The sequence below is a fragment of the Paraburkholderia aspalathi genome (assembly GCF_905220735.1).
Taxonomy (GTDB): domain Bacteria; phylum Pseudomonadota; class Gammaproteobacteria; order Burkholderiales; family Burkholderiaceae; genus Paraburkholderia; species Paraburkholderia aspalathi.
On the sequence record NZ_CAJNBA010000004.1, the window covers coordinates 526,712 to 548,046 of the forward strand.

The 21,335-nt window shown below is 61.7% G+C and carries 20 protein-coding genes; 12 read left to right on the plus strand and 8 right to left on the minus strand.

What is annotated here, in order from left to right; translation table 11 throughout:
- Positions 1-14 precede the first annotated feature (14 nt).
- Positions 15-1,844, plus strand: coding sequence for an ABC transporter transmembrane domain-containing protein (locus tag KHO30_RS25170; protein WP_211702681.1), 1,830 nt, complete (start codon positions 15-17; stop codon positions 1,842-1,844).
- A 42-nt stretch (positions 1,845-1,886) separates the two neighbouring features.
- Here KHO30_RS25170 and KHO30_RS25175 read toward each other — a convergent pair whose 3' ends face one another.
- The 6 genes from KHO30_RS25175 to KHO30_RS39665 form a co-directional block, all read right to left on the minus strand.
- Positions 1,887-2,972 carry a LacI family DNA-binding transcriptional regulator gene (locus KHO30_RS25175; RefSeq protein ID WP_208620604.1) on the minus strand — a complete coding sequence of 362 codons (1,086 nt, stop codon included), beginning with the start codon at positions 2,970-2,972 and terminating at the stop codon, positions 1,887-1,889.
- Positions 2,973-3,109: 137 nt separating this feature from the next.
- Positions 3,110-4,069 (minus strand): dihydrodipicolinate synthase family protein, encoded by a 960-nt coding sequence (locus tag KHO30_RS25180; protein ID WP_211702682.1) that lies wholly within the window; start codon positions 4,067-4,069, stop codon positions 3,110-3,112.
- 49 nt (positions 4,070-4,118) lie between these two features.
- A complete protein-coding gene (locus KHO30_RS25185; RefSeq protein WP_211702683.1) occupies positions 4,119-5,438 on the minus strand; it encodes an MFS transporter in 1,320 nt (439 codons plus the stop codon).
- Positions 5,439-5,804: 366 nt separating this feature from the next.
- Complete coding sequence (copM, locus tag KHO30_RS25190) at positions 5,805-6,203, minus strand: CopM family metallochaperone (RefSeq protein ID WP_054038385.1); 399 nt, start codon at positions 6,201-6,203, stop codon at positions 5,805-5,807.
- Positions 6,204-6,302: 99 nt separating this feature from the next.
- Positions 6,303-6,500: a heavy-metal-associated domain-containing protein gene (locus KHO30_RS25195; RefSeq protein ID WP_093633071.1), complete on the minus strand. Its 198-nt coding sequence runs from the start codon at positions 6,498-6,500 to the stop codon at positions 6,303-6,305.
- A 169-nt stretch (positions 6,501-6,669) separates the two neighbouring features.
- Positions 6,670-6,936: a hypothetical protein gene (locus tag KHO30_RS39665; protein ID WP_211702684.1), complete on the minus strand. Its 267-nt coding sequence runs from the start codon at positions 6,934-6,936 to the stop codon at positions 6,670-6,672.
- A gap of 264 nt (positions 6,937-7,200) precedes the next feature.
- On the opposite strand from KHO30_RS39665, the gene KHO30_RS25205 reads away from it, so the two are divergent.
- The 11 genes from KHO30_RS25205 (at position 7,201) to KHO30_RS25255 (ending at position 18,248) form a co-directional block, all read left to right on the plus strand.
- Entirely contained in the window at positions 7,201-7,557 is a 357-nt protein-coding gene (locus KHO30_RS25205; protein WP_200620462.1) for a hypothetical protein, read from the plus strand.
- Positions 7,554-8,987 carry a TolC family protein gene (locus KHO30_RS25210; RefSeq protein WP_211702685.1) on the plus strand — a complete coding sequence of 478 codons (1,434 nt, stop codon included), beginning with the start codon at positions 7,554-7,556 and terminating at the stop codon, positions 8,985-8,987. Before KHO30_RS25205 ends, KHO30_RS25210 begins: the two co-directional genes overlap by 4 nt.
- Before the next feature lies 1 nt (position 8,988).
- Positions 8,989-10,284 (plus strand): copper oxidase, encoded by a 1,296-nt coding sequence (locus KHO30_RS25215; RefSeq protein WP_211702686.1) that lies wholly within the window; start codon positions 8,989-8,991, stop codon positions 10,282-10,284.
- A gap of 180 nt (positions 10,285-10,464) precedes the next feature.
- Positions 10,465-11,475 carry an O-fucosyltransferase family protein gene (locus KHO30_RS25220; RefSeq protein WP_211702687.1) on the plus strand — a complete coding sequence of 337 codons (1,011 nt, stop codon included), beginning with the start codon at positions 10,465-10,467 and terminating at the stop codon, positions 11,473-11,475.
- Positions 11,476-11,802: 327 nt separating this feature from the next.
- The gene (gene kdpF / locus KHO30_RS25225; protein WP_028193906.1) at positions 11,803-11,898 is read left to right on the plus strand and encodes a K(+)-transporting ATPase subunit F; all 96 of its coding nucleotides are present in this window, start codon (positions 11,803-11,805) and stop codon (positions 11,896-11,898) included.
- Positions 11,895-13,703, plus strand: coding sequence for a potassium-transporting ATPase subunit KdpA (gene kdpA / locus KHO30_RS25230; protein ID WP_211702688.1), 1,809 nt, complete (start codon positions 11,895-11,897; stop codon positions 13,701-13,703). The genes kdpF and kdpA overlap by 4 nt, the downstream gene beginning before the upstream one ends.
- Before the next feature lie 85 nt (positions 13,704-13,788).
- On the plus strand, positions 13,789-15,861 hold the full coding sequence (kdpB, locus tag KHO30_RS25235; RefSeq protein WP_211702837.1) for a potassium-transporting ATPase subunit KdpB: 2,073 nt from the start codon (positions 13,789-13,791) through the stop codon (positions 15,859-15,861).
- An 18-nt stretch (positions 15,862-15,879) separates the two neighbouring features.
- Positions 15,880-16,461 (plus strand): potassium-transporting ATPase subunit KdpC, encoded by a 582-nt coding sequence (kdpC, locus tag KHO30_RS25240; protein WP_200620457.1) that lies wholly within the window; start codon positions 15,880-15,882, stop codon positions 16,459-16,461.
- A gap of 8 nt (positions 16,462-16,469) precedes the next feature.
- Positions 16,470-17,168: a response regulator gene (locus KHO30_RS25245; protein ID WP_093633064.1), complete on the plus strand. Its 699-nt coding sequence runs from the start codon at positions 16,470-16,472 to the stop codon at positions 17,166-17,168.
- A 214-nt stretch (positions 17,169-17,382) separates the two neighbouring features.
- The gene (locus KHO30_RS25250; RefSeq protein ID WP_234486876.1) at positions 17,383-17,709 is read left to right on the plus strand and encodes a hypothetical protein; all 327 of its coding nucleotides are present in this window, start codon (positions 17,383-17,385) and stop codon (positions 17,707-17,709) included.
- Between the two features lie 122 nt (positions 17,710-17,831).
- Complete coding sequence (locus tag KHO30_RS25255) at positions 17,832-18,248, plus strand: universal stress protein (RefSeq protein ID WP_093633062.1); 417 nt, start codon at positions 17,832-17,834, stop codon at positions 18,246-18,248.
- A 45-nt stretch (positions 18,249-18,293) separates the two neighbouring features.
- On the opposite strand, the gene KHO30_RS25260 is transcribed toward KHO30_RS25255, so the two are convergent.
- Entirely contained in the window at positions 18,294-19,895 is a 1,602-nt protein-coding gene (locus tag KHO30_RS25260) for a hypothetical protein (RefSeq protein WP_244864141.1), read from the minus strand.
- Complete coding sequence (locus KHO30_RS39345; RefSeq protein WP_244864131.1) at positions 19,828-20,409, minus strand: hypothetical protein; 582 nt, start codon at positions 20,407-20,409, stop codon at positions 19,828-19,830. The genes KHO30_RS25260 and KHO30_RS39345 overlap by 68 nt, the downstream gene beginning before the upstream one ends.
- Positions 20,410-21,335 lie beyond the last annotated feature (926 nt).

The window sequence follows — 21,335 nt, forward strand, 5'->3', positions numbered from 1 at the left end:
ACCAGGGAATTTCCATGTCAGACGCTGTTCCGTCTTCGCCGCCTGCATCCGCTTCACGACGTATCGGCCCTCTGTTTGCCCTGTTGCCCTTCCTGCGCCCCTATGCGGGACGCTGGGCGCTCGCGTTCCTCGCGCTGGTGACGTCGGCAGGCGCCACGCTGGTGTTGCCGGTGGCTTTCAAGTACCTGATCGATCGTGGCTTCGCGGGAGGCGACCGGGCGCACATCGATCGCTATTTCTTCGCGCTGTTCATCGTTTCGCTGGTACTGGCCGCCGCCACGGCGCTGCGCTTCTACCTCGTGTCGTGGCTGGGAGAGCGGGTCACGGCCGACTTGCGGCGAGCCGTCTACGATCATGTGCTGGGAATGAGTCCGCAGTTCTTCGAAACCACGCAAACGGGCGAAGTGCTGTCACGACTCACCGCCGACACCACCCTGATCCAGGCGGTGGTGGGCACGAGCCTGTCGCTGGGACTGCGCAACTTCTTCCTGTTGACCGGCGGCGTGGCGATGCTGGCGGTGACGAGTCCGGTGCTCTCCGGCTACATCATCGCGACGCTGGTCGTGGTGGTCGCGCCTATCGTGATCTTCGGCCGACGCGTGCGGCGGCTCTCGCGCGCGAGCCAGGACAAGATCGCGAACACGAGCGCACTGGCGGGCGAGGTGCTCAATGCCATGCCGACCGTGCAGTCGTATACGCAGGAACCCTTCGAGGTGCGGCGCTTTGCCGGCGCGGTGGAAGCAGCCTTTGATACGGCGCTCACGCGTATTCGGGCACGCGCCTGGTTGACCGCCGTGGTGATCGTGCTGGTGTTCAGCGCCATCGTGTTCGTGCTGTGGCTTGGCGCGCAGGCGGTGCTGGCCGGGCGGATGACAGCGGGCCAGCTGTCGCAGTTCATTCTCTACGCGGTGTTCACGGCGGGTGCCGTGGGAGCAGTTGCCGAAGTGTGGGGCGATCTGCAGCGCGCTGCCGGTGCCACTGAACGTTTGCTGCAACTGCTGGCGGCGCGTTCGCCGGTGGTGCAGGCCGAGACCACGGTCGCGCTGCCTGCGCGAGGCGAGGGCATCCGCTTCGACAACGTCGGCTTCTCGTATCCGTCGCGCCCCGGCATCGCAGCGCTTTCCGCACTCTCGCTCGATGTCCGTCCGGGCGAACATGTCGCTTTGGTCGGACCGTCCGGTGCGGGCAAGACCACGTTGTTTCAATTGCTGTTGCGTTTTTACGATCCGCAGTCAGGCAGCATTCTGATCAACGGCGTCCCGACGCGCGATGTGCCGCTCGTCGAGTTGCGCAAGGAAATCGGCGTGGTGTTGCAGGAGTCGGTGATTTTTTCCGGCAGCGTGCTCGACAACATCCGCTACGGCGCGCCGGAAGCCACGCTCGAGCAAGTGCAACGGGCGGCCGAGATGGCCGCTGCGGCCGGCTTTATCGACGAACTGCCGCAAGGCTACGACACCTTTCTCGGCGAGCGTGGCGTGCGACTGTCCGGCGGACAGCGCCAGCGCATTGCGATCGCTCGCGCGATCCTGAAGAATCCGCCCATTCTGCTACTGGACGAAGCGACCAGTGCGCTCGATGCCGCCAGCGAACGGCTAGTGCAGAAGGCGTTGGACAATGCCGCGCAGAACCGCACCACACTGGTTATCGCGCATCGTCTTGCGACCGTGCAACAGGCTGATCGCATCGTTGTACTGGAACACGGCCGAATCGTCGCACAGGGCCGTCATGCCGAGCTTCTTTTGAGTTCACCGCTCTATGCACAGCTTGCCGCCTTGCAGTTCGGCGAGCAGTTGGGGCATGTGGTGCAGCAAGGCGCGGTGAGCGATCCGATTGATTCGGTGTGACGAACCGTACGCAATCCTGTCCAGAGGAAAAGCACCGCGCAGCTATCGCGCGCTCGGCCCGGTCGATTGCCTGAGCTGGAATAGGGCACGCACTTCGTGTCCGTGCTGCGGACGCTTGCCGTCGAGCACATCGAGCAAATATTGCGCGGTAAGGCGCCCGATCTCGTACGTGTCGACTCGCATCGTCGTCAGTGCGGGGCGTAGCTCTTTCGCGATCTCAAGATCGTCGAAGCCCGTCACGGATAGTTCGCCGGGAATCGCGATACCCAGTTCCTCCGCCTCGCGCAGGACGCCAAGCGCGATGTGATCGTTGCCGCAGATGATCGCGGTCGGGCGCTCGCACGGCGCTTGCCAGATCGAGCGCAGGCAGCGTCGGCCGAATTCGATCGTTGATTTGCCTTCGAGCATGTGCTCCGGCCGCACCGCGAGGCCGTGGCGTTCGAGTGTCGAGCGGATGCCTGCCACGCGCGCCTGCACGCGATCGTTGTCGCGGGTCGGTTGGATGCAGACTGCGAGCGAGCGATGCCCGAGGCCGATCAGATGTTCGGTGATCTCCGTGTAGGCCGCGTGATTGTCGAAGCCGACGCAGATATGTGGACTGTCCTTGCGATACGCGTACGTGACCGCATAAGGCACGCGATAACTGCGCAACGCCTCGAATAGTTCGGGCGGATGAGCCTCACCCACCACGGCCATCGCCTCGACACCGCGCGCGAGCATGGCGCGCACCTGCACGAGCGCCTGCGCCGGATCGTAGTTCGAGCAGCCGAGCACGAGTGTGATGCCGCGTGCCGCGAACGCAGCCTGCATGGCGCTCACTTGCGAAGCGAACACCTGGTCGTCCAGCGTTGGAATGATGATGCCGGCAATGTGACTGCGCGTCGAAGCAAGCGCGCGGCCCGCTGCGTTGGGGAACCAGTTGAGCGTGAGCGCGGCGTGTTCGACACGCTCGCGCACGTTTGCCGAGACCTTGTCCGGCTCGTTGTAGACCCGCGATACGGTCGCCGTCGATACGCCCGCAAGCTTGGCGACATCGGACAGCACGGTACGGCCCGTGTTGCGGCGGGCACGGTTCGTCGGGGTTCGGACGGTGGCCGAGGACGCGGGGGAGTCGGCGGAATCGGGCATTGGATCAGAAAACGAAGAGTGAATCGGAGAACGCCCGACATCTTACCGCCGCCTGCGCGCGCGAAGCGCGGGCGGATATGGCAGTGGGTGCTCGCGTTCCGGTCACTGGGTGTTTCTGACGGCTGATGCCCACGAGCCTACCCGCGTTGACCGAGTGCGGCGATGCGCGAGCGGAAATGCTCGGTGCCGGCGACGATCTTGTCGAGTACCGCGTCGAGCGCCCAGAAACGTTCGCGCACGTCATAGTCGATCGCGCGGCAGCGAATCGAATCGAACGTGCCGATGCGCTGGTGATAGATCTTTGCAAGCGCGGGGTAACCGAGCGCTTCGGATACGGCGGCGAGCACGAGAAACGTCGCGAGTTCCTCAGCGAGAGCCGGGTCCTGTGCCGCGTCATTGCGCAGCCAGTTGTACAGATCCGGGTGGAAGTTCGTGAATACACCGTTGAAGCCTGCGGAGCCGGCCTTCATGGCGTCCCACGCGATGGCCGCGTTGGCGTTCAGGATCTTCAGCGGCGAGCCTTGGGCGAGCGCGACGCGCCGCTTGACGGTCGCGAGATCGCAACTCACGTCCTTCAGCATGATGAAGCGGCCGGTATCGATGCACAGCTTCAATTCATCGTCGGACAGCAGCCGGCGGTAGGGCGCCGGGCATTCGTACAAACCGAGCGGCATGTCCGACGGAAGTCGCGTGAGGAGCCGCTTGAGATTCGCCGCGAAGGCCTCCGTTCCCTGACGATTCGGATCGAGCCGGTTCGTCACGAGCACGACGCCTTGCGCGCCGGTGGACGCGGCGACGTTCAGCTCTTCGGCCTGGGCATCGGCGTCGTCGCTGATGTGGCCCGAGACCACGACAGGAATGCGACCGGCGACCTTTTCAACGACGAAGCGTCCCAGCGCGCCACGCTCGGCGAGCGTCAGAAACTGCATTTCACTCGACTGGGCGACGGCGAACAGCGCGTCGGACCCGTGCGCGATGTACCACTCGATCAGGCGTTCGAGTCCGGCGTAGTCGATGGCGCCGGAATCGTCGAACGGCGTCAGCATCACGGGGACGATGCCCTCAACTGAGGTCGTGGCTTGCTTGGCGGTAGTCATGTTGTTGATCTCCGGGGAAGAGTTCGATGAGAGGGCGCAGCGGCCGCCTTCAGGCGGGCGCGCGCAGGGTTTCAGTGGAGACGGGCTGGTCGTCGATCGGTTTGCGCACCAGCAGGAGGTAGCTCATGGCGCCGGCAAACGCGATGCCGGCGGCCGTCAGCAAAGCAGGGACGAACGACCAGGTCTGCGCGATATAGCCGGTCAGGATCGGTGCAAGGGCGCCGCCCAGAAAGCCGCCGAAGTTCTGGATCGCGCCGAGCGAGCCGACGCGGTTCGGCGGCGCGGCGGCGGTGGCAAGCGCCCATGAGCTGGCGGAGGCGGCATTCGCCAGAAAGATCACCACCGAGATGCATACGATCGCGATCGTGTTGCTCTCGACGAGCGCCGCCGGAATGGTGAACGCGACCATGCCGAGCATCGCGATCACCACCGCATTGCGGCGGCTGGTGACCGGGTTCGAGCTGCCGCTCGTGATGAGATCGGAGAACCAGCCGGCCGTGAGCGAGCCCAGAAAGCCACAGAAGAACGGTATCGACGCAGCAATGCCCGTGTGCATCAGGCTCATGTGCCGTTCCATCGTCAGGTAGCCCGGCAGCCACGTGAGGTACACCCAGTTCAGGTAGACCGAGCCGAAGAAGCCGATCAGCATGCCCCAAGTGGTTCCGTGAGAAAACAGCGAACGCCAGTCGGCGAACGTGACCGCGGGGGCCGGCTTGCGGTCCGCTTCGTCGCCTTCGAGATAGCGCCGCTCCGCTTCGCTCATCGTGGCCTTGGCGGGATCGCGATACACCGCGAGCCATACGACAGCGACGACCAGACCCAGCACGCCCGTCACGATGAAGGCCCAGCGCCAGTGAAACTGAACCACGATGATCGACAGGCAAAGCGGCGCGAGCGCCGTACCGAGCGGGGACGCCGAATTGAAGATGCCGGTCGGCTTGCCACGCGCGCGCAACGGAAACCAGTTGCTGACGACACGCGCTGCCGACGGAAACTGCGGCGCCTCGCCGATGCCCAGTACGATTCGCGCAAGGACGAACCAGCCGAAAGTCGAGACGAATCCGCCGGAGGCCTGCGCGATTGACCAGACGATCAGGCCGATGCCGAGCAGCTTGCGCGGTCCGATCCGGTCGACGAGGCCGCCCACCGGCAACTGGAACAACGCGTAGCTCCAGGAGAACGCGGACAGCAGCAGACCCATCTGGCCGAGCGAGAGCCCCAGGTCATGACGGATCAACGGATTGGCTACCGCGAGCGTTCCACGGTCCAGATAGTTGACGATGCCGCTCACCATCAGCAGCGTGAGCGCCACGATCTGGGCGCGGCGGATTTTCGGTGGGGCCTGCTCGAGATTCGGGGTGGCGCTCATGCTGGTTGTCTCCGGTTTAAGTCTTTGTTTGGGGTGGGGCGCGCTGATGCGGTGTCAGGTTGCCGGGAGATCGGGGTTCTCCAATTGCCACTACTCGCGCTATGTTAGCGCTTACATATTGACGTGTTGACCGTGTATCAGGTGGTCATTTCAGCTAGCTAAAGCTGCGTGTTTAAAATGATAGCGCTTACATTTTGAGCCACATTCCGACGAAGTGGCAAGTGTCAGAGTGGGTTTGGCGGGTAAACACCAGTCATTCGCGGCTGAATTCCAGCGTTCGGGGCGGCGCAGGCGCCGCCGCGAAGCCAGGCGCGGTGTTGAAACGCTAAAGCGTCAGAGGCGTCAGAGCGGGCAGGTTGCCCGTTGTCACTTCACGCCGTGCTTCGCCTGCCAGCGTTGCATGAAGGCGATCTCGTCGTGTTGCGCCTTGATGATGTTTCGGGCGAGGCGCTTCAAGTCGGGATCTTTGCCGTATTTCAGTTCCACCTGCGCCATTTCGACCGCGCCTTGATGATGCGGAATCATGTGGGCGACGAAGTCCTTGTCGGCATCGCCCGTGTAGGCGGGCGCATCCATGGCCTGCATCATTTTCTCGTCGGCGTCCTTGAACGCCTGGGTCGATGCGCTCGACCCGGCGTCCGCTGAGCCGGACATGTCCATGCCGGGCATCGACGCAGCCTGCTGGGCGTAGACGGGCGCCGCGGCGACAGCAAACGCAACGCTGCTGAAAAGGCAAAGGGCACGGAATGCACGAAGGTTTTTCATATTGGGTTTTCCGTTGGGGAAACAGTGATAGCGGGTGACCGTGATGCTGCGAACAGGGTGCTTAGCTTAATCGATAGACACATGCTTCATGTGATCCGCTTAGCGCTTGAGCGAGGGGTGAAACCCCGCCGCTTCGATTACCTCGATGACGCGTTCCGGCGGCAAGGTCGATGCGACCTTCACGATTTTAACGGCGACATCGACGTCGAGCTTCGCCTCTGGATCGATGCGAGTGACTGCACGAGTAATGGCATTGGCGCATCCGCCGCATGACATGTCCGGGATCTGGAATTCCATTTCTTGCCTTCGATGAGAAATCAGAATTTAAGCTTGGACCTTCCCACTGAGGGAAGGTCAAGCATATACGTCCATGTTGTTTATTCTGCCGCCAAGCGTGGCCCTATCGACGCAAAAAGTCGCCACAGACTGTAGCGGTTCCAGCCTTACGTTCCTCTTAAACAGCGTGCTAGACTCCGTACCCATGTCTTACTGGCGCAAACTCTTTCTCGTCGTGCTGCTCGTGCTGAGCCTTCCGGTTCAGTCGTTCGCGGCCGTCTCCATGAAATGCGAGTCCTCGCATGTTGGTGGAGAAGGGGTGTCCACGCTCCATGAGAATGCTGGCGTGGCGACTCACCACCATAACCATGCCGCGATGATGGCCGATAGCGCCAATGACATCGCCGGTGATCACTCGCAAAACCACGGTCACCCAGGCGGCGCGCATCATGCGCATGCCTGCTCGGCCTGCGCGTCGTGCTGTTTCGGTGGCGGCTTGCCGGCCGCTCCGGTTGCGGCGATATCCGCTGACGCAGTCCATTTCGCTGTACCTCTTGCTCCCTCTGTTCGTGTCGCGTCATTTCTGACTGACGGCATCGAACGACCTCCCCGAATCTCTCTCGTCTAGTTCCTTCGCAGCGTGATGCTGCGATGTTCAATTTCGCCTTGATGGCCGCACGTTGCACGTCGGCCGTCCGGGTGGCATACGACGAGAAAATCAATGCGAACGTTTATTGCAGCGCTGCTCGGCGCGACGGCAGTATTGCCGGCGCTCGTGCACGCCATATCACCACCTCCTGATCCGGCGGATGCCGCGGCATCGGTTCCGGCGGTCAATGTGCCGTCTGCCTTCGCGGACTATCGGCCGTATCGGGAACAAAAGGCCCCAAGCTGGCAAGCGCTTAATCGCGCGGTGGCGAGTCCATCGGGCAAGCTGCAGATGGACCACGGTCAAGTGCATTCGGGCGATGCGAAAGCGAGTGCCAACGCTGGTGCCAACCGCAACTCCGACCACGGCTCCAACCCTCACGCCAATCACGGCGGCCACGGTGCCCATCAAGAGGGCCCGGCAGAATGAAGCAGCCTCTCTTTCCCACCGGCCGCGTCATTGCTGCCACTACTGCATTGGCGTTCCTCGCCGGCTGCACGACCTTTTCGAAGGACGGCGGCTTCGACACCGTGTCCACCACAGCATCGCAGCGGCTCGGCAAAGACGCTGTACTAGTCAAGACAGACGAAGACCGAAACGCTGTCGTCAAACGCACGCAGGAACTGCTATCCCGACCACTCGGCATGGACGACGCGATCCAGATCGCGCTATTGAATAACCGCGGATTGCAGGCATCGTATAGCGAACTCGGCATTGCCGAGGCGGACCTGGTGCAGGCGGGACGACTGCCGAATCCCGGCTTCACATTCAGCCGCACGCACGGCGGCAACGATCTGAGCATCAGCCGCACATTTACGCTCGGCTTGCTGAACGTGCTGACGCTGCCGTTGGCGACACGCATCGAGAGTCGCCGTTTCGAGCAGACCCGGCTGCTCGCAGCGGACGCCATGCTCAAGGTCGCCGCCGATGCCCGACGCGCCTATATCGGTGCCGTCGCGGCGAAGCAGTCCGCTGTCTACGCAGAGCAGGTGAAGGACTCGGCAGAAGCCGGCGCCGAACTCGCGTTGCGCATGCAGCAAGCCGGCAACTTCAGCAAGCTCGACTATGCGCGTGAGCAGGCCTTCTACGCGGAAGCTGTGGCGCAACTAGCGAAAGCGCGGCAGCAGTCGATAGCCGCGCGAGAAAAACTCACTCGCACGATGGGCCTATGGGGCTCGCAAGCGCAGTACGACCTTCCCGAGCGTCTGCCTGACCTGCCTGCAACGAGGCCCGAATTGCAGGACCTCGAACACTTCGCGATGCAGAATCGCCTGGACATACAAGCAGAAAAACTCCAGACGCAGAGCGTTGCAAGCTCACTGGGCCTAAGCCGGGCAACGCGATTCATCAATGCGCTGGATGTCGGGTATCAGAACAATTTCACGACCTCCGACGGCCGCGAACAGGGCTACGAGATCAGCGTCGAGATTCCGATTTTCGATTGGGGCGCCTCGAAAGTAGCGCGCGCCGAAGCGATCTATCTGCAGTCGGCGAACCGCGTCGCCGAGACCGCGATCAACGCGCGCTCAGAGGTTCGAGAATCGTATTCGGCTTATGTGACCGACTACGACGTTGCGAAGCACTATCGCGACGAAGTCGTACCCATCCGCAAAACGATTTCGGACGAACTGCTGCTTCGCTATAACGGCATGCTCGCGAGCGTGTTCGAACTGCTCGCCGATTCGCGCGACCAGATCGGCGCGGTGAATAGCTATATCGACGCGCTCAAAGACTATTGGCTCGCCGAAACCGACCTGCAGCAGTCGCTCGGTGGTCGTCTGCCGCCCCTCGCGATGGCCGCTGCGCCATTTACATCCATGACGCCGCAAGCGTCATCCACAGATTCCGAAGGTCAATGACATGGTGTCTCGTCGAAATTTTCTGGGCGGCTCTGGAGCCGCGTTGTTGGGCGCGGCGCTCGTCAGTAAGGCCGGCGCCGCGTCATTGCCTGAGGCGCCCACGATGGCCAAGGCCGCGATGCAGACACCGCTTGCGCCTCCAAACGGCCGGCCGTACTCGCCCGTTGCCACGTTGAACGGCTGGTCGCTGCCGTGGCGTATGAAGAACGGCTGGAAGGAGTTTCATCTGATTGCCGAGCCGGTGGTGCGCGAACTGGCGCCGGGTATGAGCGCGAACCTGTGGGGCTATAACGGCCAGGCGCCAGGGCCGACCATCGAGGCCGTTGAAGGCGACAAGGTGCGCATCTTCGTGACCAACAAGCTGCCGGAGCACACCACGGTTCACTGGCACGGCATGCTCCTGCCGTGCGGCATGGATGGCGTCGGCGGTCTCACGCAGCCGCACATTCCGCCGGGCAAGACCTTCGTCTACGAGTTTCAACTGGAGAAACACGGCACCTTCATGTATCACCCGCATGCCGACGAGATGGTGCAGATGGCAATGGGCATGATGGGGACATTCATTGTTCATCCGAAAGACCCGGGCGTCATGCAGGTGGATCGCGACTTCGTATTCATCATGTCCGCATACGATATCGACCCGGGCAGTTTCACGCCGCGCGTGAACGAGATGACCGACTTCAACATGTGGACGTGGAATGCGCGCGTCTTTCCCGGCATCGATTCCTTGCCGGTACGCGCCGGCGATCGCGTGCGCATCCGCGTCGGCAATCTGACGATGACCAATCATCCGATCCATCTGCACGGCTATCACTTCGAAGTGGTGGGCACGGATGGCGGATGGATTCCGCCGTCCGCCCGCTGGCCCGAGGTGACCGCGGACGTGGCCGTCGGCCAGATGCGCGCCATCGAGTTCACGGCGAACCGTCCGGGCGACTGGGCGTTTCATTGCCACAAGTCCCATCACACCATGAACGCGATGGGTCATCAGGTCCCGAACCTGATCGGTGTGCCGCAGAAAGACCTCGCGCAACGCATCAACAAGCTGGTGCCCGAATACATGGCGATGGGCAGCACGGGCGGCTCGATGGGCGGAATGGAAATGCCGCTGCCCGACAACACGCTGCCGATGATGACCGGCACGGGGCCGTTCGGCGCGCTGGAGATGGGCGGCATGTTCACCGTCGTGAAAGTGCGGGAGGGATTGGGGCGCAACGACTATCGCGATCCGGGGTGGTTCAGGCATCCCAAGGGGACGGTGGCCTATGAGTACACCGGCGAGATGCCGGAGGGTTGAGCCGGCAGTGCGGCGCGGCCATCCAGGGAAAACCTTACCGATCCTTTGTACGCTAGCTCACCAAGATGAGCCAAACTTTACGTGGTCGTGCTTTTGAAATGTTATGCTCAACCGTCCCTTCCTTCGCAGCAAACAGGTCCGTGCCATTTTAAAAAATACCTAATTAATTAGGAGTCAGGCATGTTGAGAAAGGTAGTCGATCGGGCGAAACAGATCCGACGTAGCGAGGGATTCAAGCATAGCGTGGCCATGCCGCGCCGGATTTCCCTCCATGCAACACAGCGTTTGAATAGGGGCATTTTTTCCATCGAGATTCAGGAGAACTCCGGTTTCTTCTCCGTGATGCAGATGGTCCTGTTTATTCTGATGTATTGCGACGAGAAATGCCTCACCCCGTGCATCAGTGCACGCGGCGGGCTGTATGGTGATGCCGAAGGGAAGCTGGACTGGTTCTCGGCCTTCTTCGAGTCCGTGCACACCACCTCCGGAGTCACGATCACTCATAAGATCAGAACGTCGACCGTGCGCGACCTGGTTCAACTCGGCTTTCGTCAGCGTTATGAAGCGCGGCTTCGACTGAGGAGTGCAAGCGAGCTTTTCTTCGCGCACTATCGTCCGGCCGCGCATATCTGCGAAGAAGTCGATGCGATCTGCCAGAAGCTCGGGCTCGGCCCGTCGACCCTTGGCGCGCATTTCAGAGGGACCGACAAGGCGCAGGAAGCCATCCCGGTTTCGTGGGGAAGCTTTTGCCGGCAGGTGGAAGCCTCGCTTGCTGAAAACCCGCACTTGACCAATATTTTTGTCTCGAGCGATGAACGGGCGTTTATCGATTATTTTGTCGCCTGGCCATTCAGCAAGCCGGTCAGAGTCGCACCGGCAAAACATCTCGCTCGTGGCAGCACGCCCGTTCACTTCAGCGGCTATCCGGGACTCGAAATCGGCCGCGAGGCGCTGGTGTCTTGCCTGCTTCTGGCCAATTGCGGCTTCCTCGTGAAGACGCCGTCCTATCTGTCCGCATGGTCGAAGATATTCAATCCCTCCCTTCCGGTGAAGCTCGTCTCGCCGCCGCGCCCGGACGCGTTCTGGTTTCCCGATAGCCGGCTCTGGATCGAACAGGCTGCGCGCGAAGCTGCTCAAGCCGCTCAGGTGGCCCAGGCGGTTCAAGCGAGTAAGGCGGCCAAGGCGGCTTAAGCCCTTTAAGTCTCTTAGGCCGCTTAAGCCGCTCAAGCGCCAGCCGTTTTCAAACAGCAGTACGAAAGCCCGAAACTCTCCCAGCAAGACCATACCGCTGCGTTAACCCAGCGCTCTCCCGCACCACGTCCATCGTTTTTACGAAACCGCGCGAAGTATTAACGCTGCGTTTACGCGGATTTTCCTAAATTTCACGGTGCAGGAGTCCCCTGTGGGAGACCGGACCATGGATCTGCTTTACCTCATCGCAATCATTGTCTTCAGCGGTCTTGTCGCGGCCTTCGTGATTGGCTGCGACAAGCTTCACCGCGCGCCCGGAGGCCGTCCATGACCACCTGGATGACCTGGCTCGCGGCGGCCTCGACGCTGATTCTGTTCGCTTACCTCGTGTATGCCTTGCTACGCGCGGAGGCTCTCGAATGAACTTCAACAACCTGTTTCAGCCCGGCCTGTTCATTGTCGTGCTGATCGCGCTCGCCATCCCGCTCGGACGTTACATGACCGCCGTGGTGGACGGTTCTTCGGTCGTCGTGCGCCGGATAGGGCGTCCGATCGAAACCGCGCTCTACAAGCTCGCTGGGGTCGACCCCAGCGCCGAAATGTCGTGGAAGCACTACGCGCTGGCCGTGCTGGTCTTCAACACGCTCGGCGTGCTCGCGGTGTACGGATTTCTGCGTTTGCAACAATGGCTCCCCGCGAACCCGCAGGGCTTCGGACCGATGACGCCCGACGCCGCCTTCAACACGGCGGTCAGCTTCGTGACCAACACGAACTGGCAGGACTACACGCCGGAATCGACGGTCAGCTATCTGACTCAAATGGCCGCGCTGACGGTGCAAAACTTCTTCTCAGCCGCCACCGGCATTGCTGTCGTGATCGCGCTGATTCGCGGTTTCGCGCGCCATACGGCCACGACGATCGGCAATTTCTGGGTCGATCTGACGCGTATCACGTTGTATATCCTTGCACCGCTCGCGACGGTCATCGCGCTGGTCCTGATCAGTCAAGGGGTGCTTCAGAACTTCAAGTCATACGAAGACGTGCCGACGCTGCAGGTGACGACGTATCAGACGCCGAAGACCGATGCCCAGGGCAATCCCGTCAAGGACGCCAAGGGCAACCCGGTGATGGTGGACAACAAGGCCGACAAGCAGACCATCGCCATGGGGCCGGTTGCGTCACAGGAAGCGATCAAGATGCTCGGCACCAACGGCGGCGGCTTCTTCAACGCCAATTCCGCGCATCCGTACGAGAACCCGACGCCGTTCGCCAACTTCGTTCAGATGATAGCGATGCTCGTTATCCCTGCTGCGTTGTGCCTGGTGTTCGGCCGGATGGTGGGCGACAAGCGGCAGGGCTATGCGGTGCTTGCCGCGATGACGATCGCGTTCGCGGTCGCCTGTTGGGGCGAGATTTCGTCTGAGCAGAACGGCAACCCGCTGTATGCGTCGCTGCATGTCGATCAAACGGCGTCGGCCGCGCAAACGGGCGGCAACATGGAAGGCAAGGAAACCCGCTTCGGCATCGCGCAGTCCGGCATCTTTACCGTGGCGACCACTGCCGCCTCGTGTGGCGCCGTTCTCAACACGCACGATTCGTTGACGCCGATGGGCGGCTTCGTTCCGCTCCTGCTGATCGAACTCGGCGAGGTGATCTTCGGCGGCGTGGGCTCGGGCCTGTACGGCATGCTCGTGTTCGCCTTGCTCGCGGTGTTCGTGGCCGGCCTGATGATCGGGCGAACGCCGGAATACATCGGCAAGAAGATCGAGTCGTACGAGATGAAGATGGTGTCGATCGCCGTGTTGCTCACGCCGCTGCTCGTGCTGGTCGGCGCGTCAATCGGCGTGCTGACGGTGGCCGGCGTGGCGGGCGTCTCCAATCCCGGGCCGCACGGGTTCTCCGAGATTCTCTACGCCTACAGTTCGGCCGCCAATAACAACGGCAGCGCTTTCGCGGGCCTCTCGGTCAATACGCCGTTCTACAACAGCACGCTGGCCATCGCCATGTGGTTCGGCCGCTTCGGCTCGATTGTGCCGGTGCTGGCAATCGCCGGATCGCTCGCCGCAAAGAAACGCATCTCCGCGACCGCCGGCACGCTGCCGACGCACGGCCCACTGTTCGTCGTGCTGCTGCTCGGCACGGTGGTGCTGGTCGGCGCGCTGACGTACGTGCCTGCACTGGCGCTCGGCCCGGTCGTTGAACATCTGATCATGGTCGCGGGACATTGACTGAGAGGACAGCATGACTAACGGACTCCAACCGCCGGTTCATCAGCCGGGCAACATCGGTCAGGCGCGCAACGCGGCGCGCTCGATGTTCGACCCGTCGATTGCCCGGCCGGCGCTCGTCGATTCGTTCAGGAAGCTCGCACCACGCCATCAGTTGCGTAACCCGGTGATGTTCTGCGTATACATCGGCAGCATTCTGACGACCATTCTGTGGGTCGCCGCGCTCGCTGGCCAGGCCGAGGCGCCGGCGGGTTTCATTCTGGCGATCGCGCTCTGGCTGTGGTTTACCGTGCTGTTCGCCAACTTTGCGGAGGCGCTCGCTGAGGGGCGCTCGAAAGCGCAGGCGGCTTCGCTGCGTGGCGCGAAGCGCGACGTGATGGCGAAGAAGCTGCAGGAGGCGCATCCCAAGTCGCCGATTCGCATTACGACAGCCACCGATCTGCGCAAGGGCGACGTCGTGCTGGTGGAAACCGGCGACGTGATTCCGGCGGACGGCGAAGTGATCGAAGGCGTCGCGTCGGTCGACGAGTCGGCGATCACGGGCGAGTCCGCGCCGGTGATCCGCGAATCGGGCGGCGATTTTTCGTCGGTGACGGGCGGCACGCGCGTGCTGTCGGACTGGATCGTCGTGCGCGTCAGCGTGAATCCGGGCGAGGCCTTCCTCGACCGGATGATCGCGATGGTGGAAGGGGCGAAACGTCAGAAAACGCCGAATGAGATCGCCCTGACGATCCTGCTGGTCGCGTTGACGCTCGTGCTGCTGTTCGCAACCGCGACGCTGCTGCCATTCTCGATGTTCTCGGTCGAAGCCGCGAAAGCAGGGCATGTAGTCACGATCACCGCGCTGGTCGCGCTGCTAGTGTGTCTGATTCCGACCACCATCGGCGGTCTGCTTTCGGCGATCGGCGTAGCGGGCATGAGCCGGATGATGCAGGCGAACGTGATCGCCACCTCGGGCCGTGCTGTTGAAGCCGCAGGCGACGTCGATGTATTGCTGCTCGACAAGACCGGCACGATCACGCTCGGCAATCGCCAAGCCTCGGCTTTCACACCTGCGCCGGGCGTCACGGAGGAACAGCTCGCCGACGCGGCGCAGTTGTCTTCACTCGCGGACGAAACACCGGAAGGGCGCAGCATCGTCGTGCTGGCCAAGCAGCGCTTCAATATCCGCGAACGCGATATGCACGCATTGCAGGCGACGTTCCTCGCGTTTAGCGCACAGTCGCGCATGAGCGGTGTCGATCTGCCCGACCGTGAGATTCGCAAGGGCGCATCCGATGCGATCAAACACTATGTCGAGGCGCACGGCGGCCGTTTTCCGGCTGAGTTGACGGCTGCGGTGACGGAAATCGCACGGCGCGGCAGCACGCCTCTGGTCGTCGCGCAGCAAGTGCGCGGCGAGAGCGGCGAGAGCGGCGCACGCTGCATGGGCGTGATCGAGTTGAAGGACATCGTCAAGGGTGGCATCAAGGAGCGCTTCGCCGAACTGCGCAAGATGGGCATCAAGACCATCATGGTGACGGGCGACAACCGCCTGACCGCAGCAGCGATCGCCGCCGAGGCCGGCGTGGACGATTTCCTCGCCGAGGTGACGCCTGAGGCCAAGCTCGCCACGATCCGTTCGCACCAGTCTGAAGGCCGGCTCGTGGCGATGACGGGCGACGGCACCAACGACGCCCCTGCGCTTGCGCAAGCGGACGTCGCGGTGGCGATGAACACCGGCACGCAGGCGGCGAAGGAAGCCGGCAACATGGTCGACCTCGATTCGAATCCGACCAAGCTGATCGAGATCGTCGAGATTGGCAAGCAGATGCTGATGACGCGCGGCTCGCTCACCACGTTCTCGATTGCGAACGACGTGGCCAAATACTTCGCGATTATCCCGGCGGCGTTCGCGACGACTTATCCGCAACTGCGTGTGCTCGACGTGATGCATCTGAGCTCGCCGTCGTCAGCCATTCTCTCGGCGGTGATTTTCAATGCGCTGATTATCGTTGCGCTGATTCCGCTGGCACTCAAGGGTGTGAAGTACCGGCCGCTCGGCGCGGCATCGCTGTTGCGCCGCAATCTGCTGATCTACGGGCTGGGCGGTATTCTGCTGCCGTTCCCGTTCATCAAGCTGATCGATATGGTGCTGAACGTGTTTGGCTGGGTCTGACCCAAAAGAGTGAACATCATGAAAACGCTGATTCGCCCGGTACTTGTCCTGTTCATCCTGATGACCGTGATTACCGGGGTGATCTATCCGATCGTTGTGACCGCAATCGGTCATGCAGCCTTCGCGGCTCAGGCGAACGGAAGTATGCTCGAGAAAGACGGCAAAGTGGCCGGCTCCGCGCTGATCGGTCAGCAGTTCGATGCACCGTACTATTTCTGGGGGCGATTGTCGGCTACCTCGCCGCAGCCCTACAACGCGCAGAACTCGGGTGGTTCGAACCTTGGCCCGACCAATCCCGCGCTCGCTGACGAAATCAAAGGCCGTCTCGATGCGTTGAAGGCAGCAGGCAACGACATGTCGCAACCGGTGCCGGTGGATCTCGTGACGTCGTCGGGCAGCGGCCTCGACCCGGAGATCAGTCCGGCCGCGGCCGCCTATCAGGTGGCGCGCGTGGCGCAGGCCCGCGGCCTGCCGGTCGATCAGGTGACCAATCTTGTTGGGCGCAATACTTCGGGGCGGCAGTTCGGCATTTTCGGCGAGGCACGCGTGAACGTGCTGAAGCTCAACCTGGCTTTGGATGACCTCAAGCCGATGCATTGAGCCTGCGGATGAGCGATCCCACCGTAACAGTCGTTGTGATCGACGCGGACAAAGCTATCCGCCGCTTCATTCGTACTAGCCTCGAAGCAGCCGGCATGAGTGTCTTCGACGCGCAGACCGGCGCACAAGGTTTGGCGCAGGCGGCGACGCGGCTGGCGGACCTTGTGATCATCGATCTGAGTTTGCCGGACATGGACGGCATCGAGGTGATCCGCGAGTTGCGCGGCTGGTCCGCGATGCCGGTGATCGTCCTCTCGGCGCGAAGCCGCGAAGAAGACAAGGTTGCCGCGCTCGATGCCGGTGCCGACGATTACCTCACCAAACCGTTCGGCTTACCCGAACTTAGCGCGCGGATCAGAGCGCATTTGCGCAGGCAGGCCAGCGGCGACAGGGTCGGCGTGCCTCAGGTTCAGTTCGGCCTCGTCACAATCGATCTCGGCGAGCGCAGGGTGGTACGCGGCAGTCGGATCGTCCATCTCAGCCCCACCGAATATCGCCTGCTCTCCGCGCTGGTGCGCCATCCAGGCCGCGTATTGACGCACGAGCAACTGCTCGGCGAGGTATGGGGCCCATTGCAGACCGACAACCACCACTACCTGCGTATCTACATGGGGCATCTGCGGCATAAGCTCGAGCGCGATCCGGCCCATCCTGAGCACATTGTCACCGAGGCCGGCGTGGGCTACCGGCTGGTCGGCGTGCGGTGATTTTCACAGGATTTTTATATCGCCGGCGGCAATCGATTCTCGGCCTTTACGGCGAGCTCCGTATAGTTCGAGTCTGGCGTTTCGCCGCAAGAAAAATCTGGGTTTTGCTGGAGGGGTGTATGGCAGTCAAACAAACAAAGGGCAACGTGACCGTGGAGGCTTGCGTGTTTTCCGCACCGGGTTTTGACCTGCCATGACGCCCTCAAGACCCGCCATGATATTCAGGGGAATGTGCAAGGTCGTCGCCATTGCCTTCGTCACCAATCAGGTTCTCACAACGATTTTTACGTACGTCGCGCAGCAACTCGATGCGACGCTGCCTCACGAAACGATCTGGCTGTTCAGTTGCGTGACATGCGGGCTGCTGACGCTGTGGCTGCAATCCGATGCACGGCGCGCGTTCGGCTTCGCGCGGGCGAAAGGTTTTGTGAAGACGGGCGGTGACAGGAAACAGGAATTGCAGATTGCAGAGGATTGTCCGAAGCGGTGGCTGGTGATCTTGCATATCGAGCTGAATCCGGCTGCGATACAGGCATCGTGAAGATGCCTTTCGTCGCCGTGTAATTTGCGCGCGTGCGTGCTGCAAAAACAGCAGTTTTTTTACACGACATTAATGCCGCTTTCGCTAAGCTCAAAGTACAAAGTACCCGCCAGGAGTTCTCGATGATACGAATGCTGATCCCTGTTCTCGACCACGGCGGCGCGATAGAAGCCGCGCGCTATGCGGCGTTCATGTTTCTGGAGCGCGGCGTAACTGAAGTCGAACTGCTTGAAGTGCTCGAGCCTGTCGATCAGGGGCGCGCTGCAGCCTTCCATACTCGAAGCTCGCTGGTGCGGATGGAAAAACACGCCATGCTCAAGGCGCTGATCGATGCCCGCACGATTCTCGAAGAAGCGGGCGTGCCGTACCACTGGAAGCGGGTATTCGGCCACCGCACGAAAGCGATTGCCGACTATGCGGCAACAACCCAGCCCGACGTCATGGTGATCGACGCGAGCCACATGGGCTTCTTTAGAAGACTGGCCATGTTGGCGTCGCTGTCAAGGCGCACGGTTACGCCGGTAACGATGGTCCACTGAGTCATCCCACGTTCATCGGCAGCAGCACCATCTGTTTGCCATAGATTATTGTCCTGTATAGCCCACGGGTGCTGTGTACTTGCCCTGGATCGCATTGGCGTTCGCGAGCACCACGTAAATCGGCGACTCGGTCAGCGTGAGATTCGCGACGCCGTTCGTGTAGCTCACCGAGCTTACATTGCCCATCATGTCGATGACGCTTACGGTGCCGTTCGTGCCGGTCGAGTTCACGGTCAATGCATACGTGGTGCTATAGGTCGAACTGTAGGTGCCCGATGACGTCGGCCAGTTCGAATTGTTGTGCGTCCAGAGCGCCGCGATCACCGGTCCTGAGTTCAGTTGCTGGAATGCATAGCCATACACCATCGAAGGAAGCCCGTTGAGACGCCCGAGCGTTTGCGTGCCGTCGAGGACGCGCGTTAGTGCGGCGAACGCGAGCGCTTCTGGTTTGGGACTCAGATTCGTCGCGCCATATTGCCCTTGCGGATCAGCGAGATCGAAGAACGTGCCGATGCCCACGTCAGCCGGATAGTCCGAGCCGTAGAAGAAGTAAGTGACCTGTGCACCTTCGCCAAGAATGATGAGGTGCGCGCGCAATGCAACTGCAGCTTGCCCATATAGCTGGTTCGCCGGCGGATAACTCGGCCCATAAGCGGCACCGGAGTCGTAGGTGATGCCGAGCTCGGTCATCCACAAGCGCATGTTCGGCTTGACCAACTGCATCTGCGAACGCAACGACCTCATCTGCTGATCGAGGGCGTTCGCGACGTTCGCGGGATTCGGATCGGTATCGTATTGTTCGGGCGGGTGTCCCGCAAACGTGCCGGCGTTGTAATAGCCGTGCGTCGTCACACCGTCGATGTAATTGCCGAGCCCTAGCGATGCGTAGGTGGCGAGATATCCCTGCGTACATTGCGTCGAGCAGTTGGCGGGAAAGACGTTGGTCGTGCCCATCACGACCGCGTTCGGATCAGTCGAATGCAAGCCTTTATAGGCCGCCGCGTACATCGCGACGAAATTGGCGGTCGAATCCACCCATTGGGGCTCCCACGTCACCTGATAATAGTTGTATTGCTGATTGGGAAAATACTGCTGACGGATCGCGGCGCTATCGGTGCCCACGCGCGCCATGTAGTTCTGGTAGTAGGTTTCGTTGGTCGGGGCGTTGGTGTCGTCCTGGAACGCGCCAGTCGGACTCGCCCACGCGGGAATGCCGTCGAGCCTGATGAGCCGCATGATCTTGCCGTTCGTGTAGAACGGATCGAGATCCGATAAGGAAGGCGTCCACGTATTCGCCGCATTGGGCTCCATGGCGGACAGTTCACGGTCGTCGATCGTTTGGGAGATGCCGAGCGCTGTGAGCATCGCGCCATTGTCGTTGAAGCCCTGCATGCCGAAGCGGTGCTGCTCCTGATGCGCGTAGCTGACTGCCGGTATCGTGCTGGACAGGTTCGGCAAGATGCCGAACGTGGCGATGCCGGTTGGACGTGTGCCGAATTGCGGCAGCGTGCCGCCTGAGTGCGACAGCGTCGCCGTGATCGCGAAGTAACCCGCCGCGCTGCTCTGGCACGACAGCGTGCTAGTCCGCGTCCCGCTCGCAACGGCGAACGAACCGCTGCCTTTTATGTTGCCTAGCTGATCCTGCATCGACCAGACGACGGTGTCCGCCGATGTCGCCGCGGTGACGAACGACACCTGGAAGCTGCTGCCTTGATTGAAAAGGCGTGTGCCGTTGCTGCTTGGCGTGTCGGTGACGATCAGGCCATTGGCGGTGCCTCCGGTTGCTGACGTTGGTGCTGCGCAGGCGATGGCGGATACCGGCGTAGGCGTAGGCGTCGGTGTTGGAGTCGGTGTTGGAGTCGGCGTCGGCGTCGGCGTTGGCGTCGGTGTGGGTGTCGGTGTGGGTGTCGGTGTCGGTGTTGGCGTCGGTGTGGGTGTCGGTGTCGGTGTCGGTGTCGGTGTCGGTGTCGGTGTCGGTGTCGGTGTTGGCGTCGGTGTGGGTGTCGGCGTTGGAGTCGGAGTCGGAGTCGGAGTCGGAGTCGGTGTAGGTGTAGGTGTAGGCGTCGGCGTAGGTGTAGGCGCCGGTGCAGGTGTCTTCGGAATCCAGCAGAACTTCGAAACCCCGTACGCCGGGTCGGTACCAAAAGCCGTATTGCTGCAAGTCACGCCATTGGTGAAAACTTTGCTCACGTTATTGGCAGTCGTACTCGCGCCATAAAGCACGGTCATCTTGCCGCTGAACGAACAGCGCGCGTTCTCGACGGCACACTGCGTCCACGCACCAGAGGGACTCGGCGTCGGAGCAGGGGTGGGGGTTGGCGTCGGAGTAGGAGTCGGCGTGGGCGTGGGTGCCGAAGTGCTTTTGTACCAGCAACTCTTCCCATACCCGAACGCAGGGTCCGTAGTCGACACCGCTCCCGTCGAGCACTGCACCCCGCCCGTGAACGGCCCATTGATATCGTATTGAAGCGTAGGCGACGTGGTGCCGTAGACGACGTTCGCCGTGCCAGTGAATGAACAGAATTGACCCTCGGCCGCACAGTACGTGTACGTTGTTCCGCTGATCGTCAACGAGCTTTGCGCGTGGGCAGCGCCAACCAGCATCCCGCCGACCGGCGCAAGCATCATAAGCGCGCGTTTCATTTCGGACTCCGCGAATAGATGTCGTCGGAGATGCCCGCGCGTCAATTGAATGCGTCGAGGCACTCCGAGGCGTGATCACTGCTGGGGAGCGAAGACAACGAGCTTCAGTTAAGGCGATTTGACAGCCCCGTAACGGACAACAAAAAGCTCTTTCCGGCAAAATCGACTTGCACCCACGTTTTAAACGTAGATTTTTCTCGGTTAAGCCCTATTTGTATGAATAAAGCCGGTAGGGCAGACCCGCTTTTCGGACGCAAAAGCGGCCGCGCAAGTAGCTCTTACTTCCAGAAAACCTTCGTTTTGACACTGCTTCAACCTTCTCCCGTCCCGCTTGACACTGCTTGACTGTCCCCTTTTGCCATCGTCCCGATAATTGCCCCCGGCGCGGTCGGTTTGAGCGCAACGCCATCGCTGAACCCGCCACACACACGGTCTTTCAATACG